Genomic DNA, 13,944 nt, shown 5'->3' on the forward strand with positions numbered 1-13,944 from the left:
GCGGCTCCGCAAGGGAACCACCCGGCTTCAGAAAGAACTACCGGTCGAAGGGAAGCTCCATGACCGCTCCCGAAACTGGTTTCCCGGCCCGGACGGTGGTCAGTTCCGAAGTGGACAGAGCGCGGCGGTAGAGGCGTGCGTCGTCCAGTGCGCCGGTCAGGTGCTGCGCGCCGTCGAGGCGTTCACCAAGCCACAGCTGGAACGAGGCGGTCTGGGTGACCGAACCCGGGGAGTCCGGGCCGGACGCCGCCACCGCGCCGTCGACCAGGATCCGGAGCTGGCCGCCCGAACGCTGGAGCGCCACGTGGTGCCATTTCTGATCGTCGTACGCCGATTGCGTGGTCACCGACTTGCTTCCGGCGGCGGTGGTCATCATCGCGATCAGCCGGTGTGACGAGGGTTCGGCGCGCAGCCAGAGCTGCGGTGCGGTCGAGCCCATTCCGCCCAGCCACAGGATGGGCTGCGGGTCTTTTGAAGCACCGTATTTAACCCAGGTAGAGAAGGTGAAGTCGCCGGAGCCGACCAATTGCGCCGGCGAGTACGGGACGCGGACGAAGCCGTTCTTCAGTTCCACAGCCTTGCCGAATTTGCCAGCGACGGTACTGGTATCGCCGAGCACGCGCGCGGGCTGTCCACTTGCGACGTCCGGAGTGGACACTCCAGGCGAGCGCTTCCAGCCGAGGTAGTTCTCGTCGAAGCGGGCGAAGCGGATCTCGTCGCGGGCGTCCACCGGGCCGCCCTCGTACATCAGGCCGATCTTCGCGTTCTTGTCCTGCGGGCCGCTCAGCTGGACCAGATCGGAGTAGCCTGACCAGTCCGTGGTGATCCGCGTGCCCTGGTCGGCGTTTTCCCACGTGCGACCGTCGTCATAGGACGAACGGATGGTCATCCAGCGCCGCCGGTCGGTGTCCGCGGGAGAGGCGAAGAGGATCCGCTTGCCGCCGGGACGGTCGAGGCGCAGCAGCGAACCCTGCACCATCGGCGTCACGAGATCGGGAATCGTGGTGAAGCGCTGGGAGAAGGTCTCGCCGCCGTCGCGGCTCAGGGCGTAGTCGCGGTTGCCGATGTCGGTGCCGCTCTGTTCGCGACCGCCCGCGTAAATGGTGCCGTCCGGCAGTTCGACGACGCTGACTTCCGACGGTTTTTGTGTGAAGGTGCCGCCTACGGGATGCAGGTAGTTGTCGACAGCGCCGACGTGCCAGGAGGAACCGCCGTCGTCGCTGTAGATGAGGCCAGCGTAGTTTTCGACGGAATTGGTGCCGTCACTGCGTTCGGCGTTCACGCCGAAGACGAGCCGGCCCGCGTGCCGGCCGTGCTGGAGCTGGATGCCGTGCACCGGACCTGAGGCGTACCAGGAATCCCACGCGGGCAGCTTCGCTTGCGCGCTGATGTCGACCGGCGTGGACCAGGTGCGGCCGTCGTCGGTGCTGTACTGCGAGTGCGGCGTGCGCGGGCACGGCACGGAGCAGCCCTTGTCGTCGGTGCGACCCTTGTTGTATGTGGTGATCAGGACGATCCGGCCGGTCTTGGTGTCCACAATGGGCACCGGGTTGCCGTGGGTGTCCCCGCCGCCGCGGTTCACCACTTGCAACGGCGACCAGGTGGTGCCGCCGTCGGTCGACCGCTTCAGCACCAGATCGATGTCGCCGGTGTCGCCGCAGTTGTCCTTGCGGCCCTCGGCGAAGGCCAGCAGCGTGCCGTGTGTGCTGCGGACGATCGCTGGGATGCGGAAGCAGGCGTATCCGGTTTCCTGATGCGGGTTGAAGAGCGCTTTCTGATCGAACTGCGGGGCGGCCTGCGCTGAAGCGGGCGCGAGGAAAGCCAGCAGCACGAACGCCAGCAGCACGCGAAGGGCGGTTCTCATCTGGTCTCCGTTCCGAACTGTCCGGAAAGGACGGCCGCGCCGTGCGCGGCCAGTTCCACTTCGGACGATGGCTGAGCGGGATCGGTGAGCAAATCTGTACCGGGCGAAGGAAGGGAAACAGTGACGGCTTCGGCGTTGTGGTTGAGCAGGAACAAATAGTCGTCCGCACCGTGTCGCACGATCGCCTGGACGCCGTCCGGCAGACCGGGCAGCACCGGCGAAACTCCGGCATCGGCGGTGATCCGGTCGAAGAGCGTGCGCATGACGTCCGCGTCCGGCCGGGTGCCGAGGTACCACGCGACGCCTGCGCCGAACTCGTGCCGCGTGATGGCGGGCCGACCGGCGAGCGGGCCTTCGGCGAAGGTGGCGACGACGTCCGCGCCTTCGGATTCGATCCATTCGGACCAGATCGTCGCGCCGACAGTCTCACCGTCGAGGTCGAGGGTCGTGGAACCGCCTTCGGGCAGCGGCCAGAATTCGTCGACGCGCAGACCGAGAATGTCGCGCAGCGGAGCGGGATAGCCGCCGGTGTACACCCGGTCGTTCTCGTCGGCGATGCCCGAGAAGAACGAGACCACCAGGTGCCCGCCACCCTCCACATAGGAGCGGAGGTTCGCCGCGACCGCACTGTCCATCAGGTACAGATTGGGCACCACGACGAGCTTGTACCCGGAAAGGTCCTTCGCCGGATGCAGGACGTCGCAGGTCACGTTCGCGTCGAACAGCGGCGCGTAGTGGGCGAGGTGCGTTTCGAGCTGGTCGAGGTCGTCCGAGGGATGCGAGTTCAGCTCCAGCGCCCACCAGTTGTTCCAGTCGTGCAGGAAGGCGACGTCGGTCCGCACCCTGGATCCCGCGAGCTGCCGCACCGTGGCCAGTTCCTGGCCGAGGTCGCGGACGCCCTGGAAGGTGCGGGTTTCCGGGCCGCCGTGCGGCACCATCGCGGAGTGGAACTTCTCCGCGCCGCCCGAGGTCTGCCGCCACTGGAAGAACAGCACCGCGTCGGCGCCGCGGGCGACCGCCTGCCAGCTGTCCAGCCGCATGGTTCCCGGCGGCTTCGGGCCGTTGCGGGTGCGCCAGTTGACCGCGCTCGGGGCTTGTTCCAGGAGCAGCCACGGCTGACCGTCCTTAAGGGACCGGACGAGGTCGTAGGCGAACGCCGCTTCCACGTGCGAGCGCGGATCGTGCGGGTCGGGATAGGAGTCGAGGCTCACCACGTCCTCGTGCGGCACCCACCGGTGCCAGTCGAGCGACTTCTGCACGCGGCCGACGAAGTTCGTCGTCACCGGGACGTCCGGCGTGATGCGGGCGAGCGCCTCGCGCTCGTTGAGGTAGCAGCCGAGCGACGCGTCGGAGGAGAACCGGTGGAAGTCCAGCTGCTGCGCCGGGTTCGGGAAGGTCGGCGCGACGCGCGGCGGCTGCACCTCGGCGAAATCGGAGTACCGCTGTGACCAGAAAGTCGTGCTCCAGGCTTCGTTCAGCGCCTCGATGCTGCCGTAGCGTTCGATGAGCCAGCGCCGGAAGTCCACAGCGGACTCATCGCAGTAGCAGGCCCGAATATGGCAGCCGAACTCATTGCCGATGTGCCACATTTCCAGCGCCGGATGCCCGGCGTACCGAGTGGCGACCTGTTCCACCAAGCGTGCGGCGTGCTCGCGGAACACCGGACTGGACGGACAGAACTGCTGCCGCGCACCGGCGGACAGCCGCGTGCCGTCCGCGCGCACCGGCAAAATTTCCGGATATTGATGCGAAAGCCACGGCGGCGGAGAGGCCGTCATAGTGGCGAGACAGGCCCGGACCCCGCCGGCAGCGAGGTTGTCCATCACCGTGTCGAACCAGCCGAAATCGAATTCCCCGGGTCGCGGTTCGACCTGTGCCCAGGAGAAAATCCCGACCGTCACCATCGAAACCGACGCCTCGGCCATCAGTTTCAGATCTTCCGCCCACACGTCGGGCGACCAATGCTCGGGGTTGTAATCCCCGCCGTAGTACAGCCGATCCATCAGAGGAGACCCGCTTCCGCTAGCTTTCCCTTGATCTGCAGCAGTTCGTCGTCGTTGAGGGGGAGTTGCGGCGGTGCCATCACCGCGTTGTCGATAAATCCGCGCATCTTCATCGACGCCTTGAACGCGCCGAGCGCGGCCGAACCGCGGCCCATCCGGTCCGGCGGGGCGACGTCGGTGATGCTGAACAGCGTCAGCAGCCGTTCCTGTTCGCGCCGCGCGGCCTGCGGGTTGCCGCCGCGGAAGTGGTCGTAGATCAGCACATAGCCGACCGGGTCGACGTTCCCGAGCCCCGGCACCGCGCCGTCCGCGCCCTGGGCGAGCGCGGCGTCCACGAGCAGTTCGGAGCCGGTGAACACGGCGAAGTGCTCCAAGCCGCGTTCCCGGCGCTGCTGCAGCACCAGGCGGAACCCGGCCTCGTCGCCGCTGGAATCCTTGAGCCCGGCCACAACGCCGTCCGCGGCGAGGTTCAGCACCATGTCGCGGTCGAGCTTCGTGTGCACGGCCATCGGGATGTCGTAGGCGAAAATCGGCAGCGCCGTCCGCTCGTGCAGCAGCCGGAAATGCCGGTCGATCTCCGCGACGTGCGTGCGGGTGTAGTACGGCGCGGTCACCACGATCGCGTCCGCGCCGGCCGCTTCGGCGGTCTTCACGTGCTCCGCGACGCGCAGGGTCGTCATGTCGATACAGCCGGCGAGCACCGGGACCCGGCCGGCGACCTGGTCGACCGCGGTTTCGACGGTGATCCGCCGCTGGTCGTCGGGCAGGAAGGCGACCTCGCTGGACGATCCGAGCACGAAGATCCCGTGCACGCCGGCGTCGAGCTGGAATTCGATGTGCCGCCGCAGCGACGCGGTGTCCACGGTGAAATCGTCGTGGAACGGCGTGCACAGCGGCGGGATGATGCCGGCGAACTTGGGCGCAGTCATGAGGCAGTCACTCCGATTTCTGGGTGGATGCAGCGGTAGGTGTGCTCGTCCGGCCCGGACTGCGGTGGCAAGGCCAGGGAGCATTCGTCGGTGGCTTTGGGGCAGCGCGTGTGGAACGGGCAGCCGGGCGGCGGCGCGGTCGCCGAGGGCACGGGTCCGCTGAGGACGATCGGTTCCACCGGGTGCAGCAGGCTCGGCGTCGCCGAGAACAGCGCCCGGGTGTAGGGATGATGCGCGTGGTGCGGCAGTTCGGCGGCCGGGGCCTGTTCGACGATCCGGCCGAGGTACATCGTCACGATGCGGTCGCTCATCCGGCGCACGGTCTGGATGTCGTGCGACACGAACACCATCGCGAGCTCGAGCTGTTCGCGCAGTTCCAGCAACAGGTTCAGGATCTGCGCGCGCACCGAAACGTCCAAAGCGGACGTCGGCTCGTCGGCCACCAGCAATGCCGGTCGCAGCGCGAGGGCACGGGCGATTGCCACGCGCTGCCGCTGTCCGCCGGACAGCTGCGACGGCAACGCATCGGCCACACTGGACGGGAGCCCGACGAGGTTCATCAGCTCCCGGACCCGTTCGGCGCGTTCGCTGGCCGTGCCAACCTGATGCACGTCGAGCGGGTCGCGCAGGATCTTCGCGACCGGCAGCCGCCGGTTCAGCGCGGTCGACGGATCCTGGAAGATCATGCCGACCGTGCGGCCCAGTTCGGCCGGACGCAATGCGGACAGGGGTTGGCCCGCGTAGCGCACCGTGCCAGAGGTGGGCTTCTGAAGCCCGACCAGCACTTTGGCCAAAGTGGACTTTCCGCAGCCGGATTCGCCGACCACGCCAACAGTTTCGCCCTTCGCGATGGCCAGTGTGGCGTCAGTGAGCGCATAGACTCGGTCATGTCCGAACAGGCCTGACCCGCGGATTTTGTGCACCACGTGCACACCGTCGACCTCGACGAGGCTCATGCCTGCACTCCTTCCGCCATCGCCGCGACCGGGTTCTCCGCGGGGTAGTGGCAGGCCACGAGATGTCCTTCGCCCGCCGGTTCAGGTGCGACCTCGAAGCAGTGCCCGCGCGCGGCCGGACAGCGGCTCGCGAACCGGCAGCCGGGCGGGAAGTCGGCCGGTGCCGGCACGACACCCTTGATCTGGGTGAGCTTCGCTTCGTTCTCCTCCAGCGACAGCACCGCGCTGAGCAGGCCGCGGGTGTAGTGGTGCTGCGGCGCACCGACGACGGCCGCGGTCGCCCCGGTCTCGGCGACCTGCCCGCCGTACATCACGACCACCCGGTCGGCGATGTCGGATACCAGCGCGAGGTCGTGAGATACCAGTACCAGCGCGAAACCGAGTTCTTCCTGCAGCCGAAGCAAAAGCGCCATGATCTGCGCCTGCACAGTCACGTCGAGCGCGGTCGTCGGCTCGTCTGCGACGATCAGCTTCGGGCTGCGAGACAGCGCCATCGCGATCAACACGCGCTGCCGTTGCCCGCCGGACAGTTCGTGTGGGTACGCCCGCAACGTCCGGCCCGGATCGAGATTGACCAGTTCCAGCAACTCCTCCGGCGTGCGCGTGCCGCCACGCCGAGTGAACTGCTTGAGCTGCGCGCGGATCGTCATCGCCGGGTTCAGCGAGCTGAGCGCGTCCTGGTACACCATCGCCAGGTCGTGCCCGAGGTGCCGACGGCGGACTCTTGGCTTCATGGTGAGCAGGTCGTCGCCCGCGAACCGGATCTCGCCGCTGAGGCGCGCGGCATCCGGCTGCAGTCCCATGATCGACAGCGCGGTGAGCGACTTCCCGCACCCCGATTCGCCGATCAGCCCCAGCACCTCGCCGGAACGGACCGAAAAGGACACTCCGTCGACCACGTTCACGCCGTTGTGCCGTTCCGGGAACGAGATCGCGAGATTCTCCACCGCCAGCACGGTTTCCCGGCCGGACAGATCCCTCGCCTTGGCTGCCAGCCGTTGCCCGGCTTCGCGCAGACCACGCAGCGGCAGCACCGCAGCGGTGGTCTCCGGGGCCAGTTCGATCTGCTGTGCCGCTTCGGCCGCCTTCGCGGTGCGAGCCGACGGCGCGGCCCAGGCGTCGGAAATGCCCTCGGAGAGAATGTTCAACGCCAGCACGGTGGCCAGGATCAGCAGGCCGGGGAACAACGTCGCCCACCAGCCGCCGGTCAGCACGAGGTCCTTGCCGTCCGCGAGTACTGAACCCCACGACGGGTCGGGCGGCTGGATCCCCGCGCCGATGAACGACAGCGACGCCTCGAACACGATCGCGTCCGCCACCGTCACCGTGCAGTACACGAGGATCGGCGCGGCGCAGTTGACCGCGACGTGCCGGGCGAGGATGAACAGCCGTTTCGCGCCGATCACCCGCTCGGCCGCGACGTAGTCCTCGCCGTACTGCGCGAGCACGTTCGCCCGCACCACCCGCGCCACCGGGGCCATGTTGAGGAAGCCGATGGCGAGGATCAGCACGAGGATGCCGCGCCCGAACACCGCCACCAGCACCGCGGCCAGTGCGATGCCGGGGAAGGCCATCAGGACGTCGAGGACCCGCATGACCAGTCCGTCGACCCGGCGGCCGGACGTCGCCGCGAACGATCCGACGATGATGCCCGCGACCAGCGCGAGCAGGGTCGCGCCGAGACCGATCGCGAGCGACCAGCGGGTGCCCGCGACCAGCCGGGAGAAGATGTCGCGGCCGGACTGGTCGGTGCCGAACCAGTGCGCCGCGCTGGGCCCGCCGGTGTCGGTGCTGAGCAGGTCCGGATTGTGCGTGGCCACGACGGTGCCGAGGACCGCGACGAGCCCGAGCACGATCAGCACGGCCAGCGCGATCCAGGAGGACAGGGGCAGCCGCCGGAACCGGACGCCGGGCTGCGAGAGCCGCGCGGTCAGGTTCGGACGGAGGACCGGGCGCATCACGAGCGGCTCCGCGGACGGGGGTTGGCGACAGGGCAGACCACGTCGGCGAGAAGGTTCGGGCGCGTCATGAGCGGCTCCGCAGACGGGGGTTGGCGACGAGGTAGAGCACGTCGACGATCAGGTTCACCAGCACGAACCCGGCCGCGATGGTGATGACGAAGCCCTGCACCTTGGCGGTGTCGCCGTCCTGCACGGCCTGGATCATGTTCTGGCCCATGCCCGGCAGCGCGAACATCGTCTCGATCACCACCGCGCCGCCGAGCAGGTAACCGACCCGCAAGCCGAGCACAGTCAGCGGGTTGACCAGGGCGTTGCGCAGCACGTTCCGCCCGACCACCACGACCGGCGGCAGCCCGCCGCCGCGTGCGGTGCGCACGTAGTCCTTGTCGAGCTCCTCGACCATCGACGTCCGGATCACCCGGGTCAGCTGCGCCGCGACCGGAGCGGACAGCGCGATCGCGGGCAGTGTCAGCGAGTTCAGCCAGCCGGAGAACGAATCCGCCGGGCTGACGTAGCCGCTGGTGGGGAACAGGCCCTTGCCCACGGCCAGCCACTGCACCAGCAGCAGCGCGATCCAGAACGCCGGCGCGGCGACCCCGGCGAGCGTCACGAACCGGATCAGGTGGTCCGGCCAGCGGCCGCGGAACAGCGCCGAGGTCACGCCGAGCACGACCGAGACGACGAGCGCGAGCGCCAGGCCCAGCAAGGTCAGCTGGAGGGTGAGCGGGAGCGCGGTGGCGATGGTCTGGCCCACTGGCTCCTTGGTGATCACGCTCGTGCCGAAATCGCCTTGCAGCAGATGCCACACGAAATGCACGTACTGCAGCGGCAACGGGTCGAGCAGGCCGTTCTGCTCACGGAACTGCTGGAGCTGATCGGCGGTGGCGTTGGCTCCGTTGAACGCGGCCATCGCCGGGTCGACCGGCGAGAACCGCATCACGATGAACACGAACAGGATCACGCCGAGCAACAGCGGGATCAGGGCGAGGATGCGGCCGGCCAGCATCCGCACGACGACGGTCACTTCGAGCGCCTCCCGTCAGACCGGTTTGGCCTGGTTGAGGTAGATGCCCGGGTAGCCCTGGGCACGCACGCCGCTGATCGCCTTCGGGTCCCACGCGGTGCCCATCTGCGTGAAGACGATCGGATAGATCACCGCCTGCTCGGAAATCTGGTCGAGCAATTGCTTGTACAGCCCGTTCCGCTTCGTTTCGTCGGTTTCCGCGGCGGCTTTGTCCTGCAGCGCCAGCAACGCGGTGGCGTCCTCGCCGCTCCAGCGCGCGTACTTCGTCATGAGCACCGATTGCGCGTCGTAGTAATAGCGGATCAGCAGGTCCGGGTCGTTGCCGAACTGCAGCGGGTTGTTCGTGGTGGCCACGACCTGGAAGTCGTCGCCGTTGTCCAGTTTGGAGAACAGCGCCTTGGTGTCCTGGGAGTCCAAAGTGGTCTGCACGCCGATCGCGTCCCAGCCCTCCTTGATCACCTTGACGCAGTCGAGCACCAGCGAGGTGTTCGTTGTGGACAACGAGATCTTCAGGCCGCTGACACCCGCTTCGGCGAGCAGTTGCTTCGCCTTTTCCGGGTTGAAGTTGAAGTCCTGCGCCGCGGGCTGTGAACCGGGCAGTTTCGGGTTGATGAACGAGGTGCCCGCGGTGCCGGTGCCGCGCAGGCCGATCTCGATCATCTTCTTCTTGTCGATGGCGTAATGCAGCGCCTGGCGGACCCGCTTGTCGGCGAACGGCGAGTGCTTGGTGTTGAAGAGCAGGAACAGGTTGTTGCCGCCGTCGGCGAATTCGACCGTGCGGCCCGCCTTGCGCAGCTGCTCGGCGTTGGCGGGCGGGATGTTCTCGGCGATCTGCGCGTCCGGCTTGGCCCCGGAGATCGCCGCGACGCGCGGCGCGGAATCCACAATGGACTTCCAGAGCATCTTGTCGTACGCGGCCGGGCGCGGGCCGTTGTAGTCGGCGAACTTCTCGAACGAGGTGTGCGACAGCGGGGCCTGCTCGGTGATCTTGTACGGCCCGGAGCCGACGACCTTGCCCGCGGCGGCGGCCTTCCAGTTGTTCTCGAAGACGTGCTTGGGCACGATCTTGCAGATCTGGATCCGCTGCAGCGCGTACGGGAAGGCGAACTTCAGGCTGAACTCCACCGTCTTCGCGTCGACCTTGGTGACCGACTCCAGCCACTGCGAGAAGAAGCTGTGGATGAGAACGTTTTCCTTCGGGTCGAGCACGCGGGCGTAGGTGAACACCACGTCGTCAGCGGTCACCGGCTGTCCGTCGTGCCACTTCGCGCCGTCACGGATTTCGAAGCGCAGCTTGGTGCTCTTGAGGTCCGTCGGCAGCGCCTTGGCCAAGCCGGGGAAGGGTTCCCGGGTGACCGGATCGCCCTCGACGAGCGACTCGTAGCTGTGCAGGATCGCCGCCATCGCGAACGCCGACGCGGTTTGCAGCGGGTCCCAGGTCTGGTTGTTGCCGTACCCGATCACCGCGGTGACGGAACCGGACGAACTTCCGGTTTTGTTGGTCGACGCGGGACCGCCGCACGCGGCGAGCGTCGACGAAACCGCTGCGGCAGCCCCGGCGAGGCCGGCGTAGCGCAGCAGTGCGCGCCGGTTGAACTGAGTCCCCATGGCGGTTCGGGACATGGCGTCTCCTGACTTGATGCGGTGTTCCACCCAGAAAGCATCGAGAAGTAGGACGTGGGACGTCCTATGACTTGCCGGAACCCTAAGTCCCGTTCCCGCCCCGGTCAAGAGGCTTGTTCCCACCCGCGCGGGTGCAGCGGCACAAGCCGATCATGACGTAGGATGTCCTCCGATGGCGACGTGCCAGTGCAAGAAAGACATCCGGGAGACACGTGTGGCGCGCCCGCAACGCAGCGAAGAGATCACCAAGCAGATCATCGACCTGATCGTCGACCGGCAGCTGCCGACCGGCGCGCCGATGCCGACCGAGCTGAGCCTCGCCGACGACCTCGGGGTCAGCCGGAATTCGATCCGGGAGGCGGTCAAGGCGCTGCAGGCGCTCGGCATCGTCGAGGTCCGGCACGGCTACGGCACGTTCGTCGGCTCGGCCGGGTCGGAGGCGCTGCAGACGTGGCTGCTCTTTCGCACGCGCAGCCGCGGCAGCACCGACGCCGGACGGCTGCGCGACCTGCTCGAGGTGCGCGAGATGATCGAAACGGAGCTGACCAGCCGGGTCGCGCGCGATCATCGGCCGGAGCTGATCGGCGAGCTGCAGGCGTGCGTCGCGCGGATGCGCCGCAAAGGTCCGGACGCGGCGGTGGCCGACCGGGAGTTCCACGATCTCATCTGCGCCGAGGCGGGTTTCGATCTGGCGCGCGAGCTGACCGGATTGTTCTGGGATGTCTACCGGGCCGCGGAGGGCGAAATGGGCGGTCCGGTGTCGTCGGCCCCGGCCACCGCGAAACGGCACCAGGCGATCGTGGACGCGCTCGTGAGCGGAGATGCGGAGGCCGCCGCGCACGCGGTGCACCGGCATTTCGACGAGGTGCGCAAGCGCGCGAAAGCCGGCCGTTACGGCGGCTTCGGCGAGGCGCGGCCCGCGGTATCCGGTTCGGCCGCCAGCTGATTGTGGTTATCTGGAGAAGTGACGACTCCGGAGATCGCTTTCCTGCCGCCGTCCGCCGCCGAGGACGCCGCGCTGGTGGCTCTGCTGACCGAGCTGGTGAACACCGTCTACGCGAAGGCTGAGGCCGGGTTGTGGGCTGGTTCGGCCGATCGGACCAACGCCGCGGAGATGGCCGGGCTGGTCCGCGCGGGCGAGATCGCGGTCGCCCGGCTCGCCGGGGACGTGGTGGGTTCGGTCCGGATTCAGCGGCTGGCCGAGGATCTGGGGGAGTTCGGCCAGCTCGCCGCGTCGCCGGAGGTGCGCGGCGCGGGGATCGGTCGCGCGCTCGTGCGGTTCGCGGAGGAGCACTGCCGGGCTGCCGGGTGTGCGCGGATGCAGCTTGAGCTGTTGGTGCCGCGGGAGTGGACGCATCCGTCGAAGGAGTTCCTCGCGCAGTGGTACACCCGGCTCGGGTACCGGGTGGTGGAGACGTCGACGATCGACGGGCCGCATCCGGAGCTGGCTCCGCTGCTCGCTACTCCGTGCGATTTCTTGATCTGGCACAAGGATCTCAGCTGATCTTGGTCCCGGAATTCCGTCCGGTTTTGTCCTGGTGTCAATTCTGACCAGGTGGTAGAAATTGGCGAAAGCCCTCTATCGCTGGGAGTTGGCATGGGTGGACCTTCGGTGCAGCTGTACTCGGTGCGCGACGCGTTCGCGGCTGATCCGGACGAGACGTTGCGGCGGCTGGCTGCGATCGGGTTCCGCCGGGTCGAGCCCTATGGGGTGGTGGAGAACGTCGAGGCGCTTCGGGCGGGGCTGTCCGCGCATGGGTTGAGCGCGCCTACCGCGCATGCTGCGTTGGTGGGGAAGGATTTGGCGGCCGTTTTCGCCGCGGCTCGGGAGTTGGGGATCGGGGTGGTGATCGAGCCGCTGGTTCCTGCTGAGCGGTGGGGGAGTTTGGCGGATATTGCTGATACCGCGTCGGCGCTCAATGCCGCGGCTGAGGTCGCGGCGGGGTATGGGATTCGGGTCGGGTACCACAATCATTGGTGGGAGCTGGAATCGCGAATCGACGGGCGTAGTGCGTTGGAGGTGTTCGCGGATCGGCTTTCTCCGGAGGTTGTGCTGGAGGTCGATGCTTACTGGGCTACTGCGGGCGGGGAGGACGCGCCCGCATTGCTGCGTCGGTTGGGGGAGCGGGTGTGCGCGATCCATGTGAAGGACGGGTCGTTGGCTGTCGACGCTTCTGGGCAGGTGCCTGCGGGGCAGGGACGGGTGCCTATGCGGTCGGTGGTTGATGCGGTTCCAGGAGCGTTGCGGGTGGTGGAGTTCGATCAGCACGAGGATGTTTTCGGGGGTATTGCTGACAGTTTCGCTTATCTTACAGGGGTGGGTGCGTGACTGTCGGGGTCGGGATTGTCGGGGCGGGATTTATCAGTGATACGTATTTGGAGAATCTGACCGCGTTTCCGGATCTTCGGGTGGTAGCGGTTGCCGATCTCGATGTGGAGCGGGCTTCTGCGCAGGCTGCGAAGTACGGGGTTCCTCATGGTGGGTCGGTGGCGGAGCTTCTTGCGTCGCCGGAGGTTGAGATCGTCGTGAATTTGACTGTGCCCGCGGTGCACGTCGAGGTGAGTCTCGCGGCGGTGGAGGCGGGGAAGCACGTGTGGACGGAGAAGCCGATCGGGTTGGATCGGCAGTCCGTGCGGAAGTTGCTTGACCGGGCGGCGGAGAAGGGGGTCCGGGTGGCTGGGGCGCCGGACACCGTGCTCGGTGCTGGGCAGCAGACTGCTTTTCGTGCGCTGGAAGCTGGGCGGATCGGGGTGCCTTTTACCGCGTTGGCGTTGTTTCAGACGCCTGGGCCGGAGAGCTGGCATCCTGCGCCGGAGTTTCTGTACCAGGTCGGGGGTGGGCCGTTGCTGGATATCGGGCCTTATTACTTGACGCAGTTGGTGCAGGTATTCGGTTCTGTCCGGAAGGTTACCGGGGTTGGCGGGCGGGGGCGGGAGACTCGGGTGATCGGGGCTGGGCCTCGGGCCGGGACTGAGTTTCCCGTTGCGGTGCCTACTTCGGTGAGTGCGTTGGTGGAGTTCGCGCGCGGGGGTAGCGCGCAGGTTGTGTTGTCGTTCGATTCCGCGTTGCGGCGTACTGGGGTTGTCGAGGTGACCGGGTCGTTGGGGACTGCGGTTTTGCCTGATCCCAATCGGTTTGACGGTTCTACTGTGGTGCATGCCGGTGGGGAGCCGGAGGAGTTGGGTGCGGTGGGGCATTCGGCTTCTCGGGGTACGGGGGTTCTTGATTTGGCCCGGTCGATTCGGGCTGGGGTGCCGGAGCGGGCTTCGGGGGAGTTGGCTTATCACGTGTTGGACGTGATGGTGGCTGTTGAGGAGTCCATGGAGCGTGGGGTGGGGGTTGAGGTGGGTAGTCGGGTGGAGGTGGCTTCGCCGTTGCCCGTTGAGTGGGATCCGTACGTGCGGACGTTTGGCTGATCGGCTCGTCGCCTGGCGGCGACATTGCGCCCTGAGTGGGGCCGCCACCCCGAAGTTTCATTGTGCTGACGGTTCGACGATCGCCTTGGTCGCGTCGCGCAGCCAGGGGATGCTGCCGAGCAGCAGACCGGCGGGGACCGCGATGGCGATCGAAATGAGCAGCGCGA

11 protein-coding genes are annotated in these 13,944 nt (G+C 67.4%); 4 read left to right on the top strand and 7 right to left on the bottom strand.

What is annotated here, in order from left to right; genetic code table 11:
- Positions 1 to 37: 37 nt before the first annotated feature.
- The 7 genes from ACWDNU_RS34770 to ACWDNU_RS34800 form a co-directional block, all read right to left on the bottom strand.
- Positions 38 to 1,864 carry an exo-alpha-sialidase gene (locus tag ACWDNU_RS34770; RefSeq protein ID WP_449671989.1) on the bottom strand — a complete coding sequence of 609 codons (1,827 nt, stop codon included), beginning with the start codon at positions 1,862 to 1,864 and terminating at the stop codon, positions 38 to 40.
- The gene (locus ACWDNU_RS34775) at positions 1,861 to 3,867 is read right to left on the bottom strand and encodes a beta-galactosidase (protein WP_449671990.1); all 2,007 of its coding nucleotides are present in this window, start codon (positions 3,865 to 3,867) and stop codon (positions 1,861 to 1,863) included. The genes ACWDNU_RS34770 and ACWDNU_RS34775 overlap by 4 nt, the downstream gene beginning before the upstream one ends.
- On the bottom strand, positions 3,867 to 4,796 hold the full coding sequence (locus ACWDNU_RS34780; RefSeq protein WP_449671991.1) for a dihydrodipicolinate synthase family protein: 930 nt from the start codon (positions 4,794 to 4,796) through the stop codon (positions 3,867 to 3,869). The genes ACWDNU_RS34775 and ACWDNU_RS34780 overlap by 1 nt, the downstream gene beginning before the upstream one ends.
- A complete protein-coding gene (locus ACWDNU_RS34785; RefSeq protein ID WP_449671992.1) occupies positions 4,793 to 5,752 on the bottom strand; it encodes an oligopeptide/dipeptide ABC transporter ATP-binding protein in 960 nt (319 codons plus the stop codon). The genes ACWDNU_RS34780 and ACWDNU_RS34785 overlap by 4 nt, the downstream gene beginning before the upstream one ends.
- Positions 5,749 to 7,710, bottom strand: a complete 1,962-nt coding sequence (locus ACWDNU_RS34790; protein ID WP_449671998.1) for a dipeptide/oligopeptide/nickel ABC transporter permease/ATP-binding protein — start codon at positions 7,708 to 7,710, stop codon at positions 5,749 to 5,751. The genes ACWDNU_RS34785 and ACWDNU_RS34790 overlap by 4 nt, the downstream gene beginning before the upstream one ends.
- 67 nt (positions 7,711 to 7,777) lie before the next feature.
- Complete coding sequence (locus tag ACWDNU_RS34795; protein WP_116204843.1) at positions 7,778 to 8,737, bottom strand: ABC transporter permease; 960 nt, start codon at positions 8,735 to 8,737, stop codon at positions 7,778 to 7,780.
- A gap of 15 nt (positions 8,738 to 8,752) precedes the next feature.
- On the bottom strand, positions 8,753 to 10,360 hold the full coding sequence (locus tag ACWDNU_RS34800; RefSeq protein WP_449671993.1) for an ABC transporter substrate-binding protein: 1,608 nt from the start codon (positions 10,358 to 10,360) through the stop codon (positions 8,753 to 8,755).
- Positions 10,361 to 10,574: 214 nt separating this feature from the next.
- On the opposite strand from ACWDNU_RS34800, the gene ACWDNU_RS34805 reads away from it, so the two are divergent.
- The 4 genes from ACWDNU_RS34805 to ACWDNU_RS34820 all read left to right on the top strand — a co-directional run bounded on the left by ACWDNU_RS34805 (position 10,575) and on the right by ACWDNU_RS34820 (position 13,777).
- On the top strand, positions 10,575 to 11,306 hold the full coding sequence (locus ACWDNU_RS34805; RefSeq protein ID WP_370938458.1) for a FadR/GntR family transcriptional regulator: 732 nt from the start codon (positions 10,575 to 10,577) through the stop codon (positions 11,304 to 11,306).
- Between the two features lie 18 nt (positions 11,307 to 11,324).
- Entirely contained in the window at positions 11,325 to 11,864 is a 540-nt protein-coding gene (locus ACWDNU_RS34810) for a GNAT family N-acetyltransferase (RefSeq protein ID WP_449671994.1), read from the top strand.
- A gap of 123 nt (positions 11,865 to 11,987) precedes the next feature.
- A complete protein-coding gene (locus ACWDNU_RS34815; protein ID WP_449671995.1) occupies positions 11,988 to 12,689 on the top strand; it encodes a sugar phosphate isomerase/epimerase family protein in 702 nt (233 codons plus the stop codon).
- Positions 12,686 to 13,777 (top strand): Gfo/Idh/MocA family protein, encoded by a 1,092-nt coding sequence (locus ACWDNU_RS34820; RefSeq protein ID WP_449671996.1) that lies wholly within the window; start codon positions 12,686 to 12,688, stop codon positions 13,775 to 13,777. The genes ACWDNU_RS34815 and ACWDNU_RS34820 overlap by 4 nt, the downstream gene beginning before the upstream one ends.
- Positions 13,778 to 13,944: the final 167 nt, after the last annotated feature.

Source organism: Amycolatopsis sp. NPDC003676 (genome assembly GCF_053587275.1).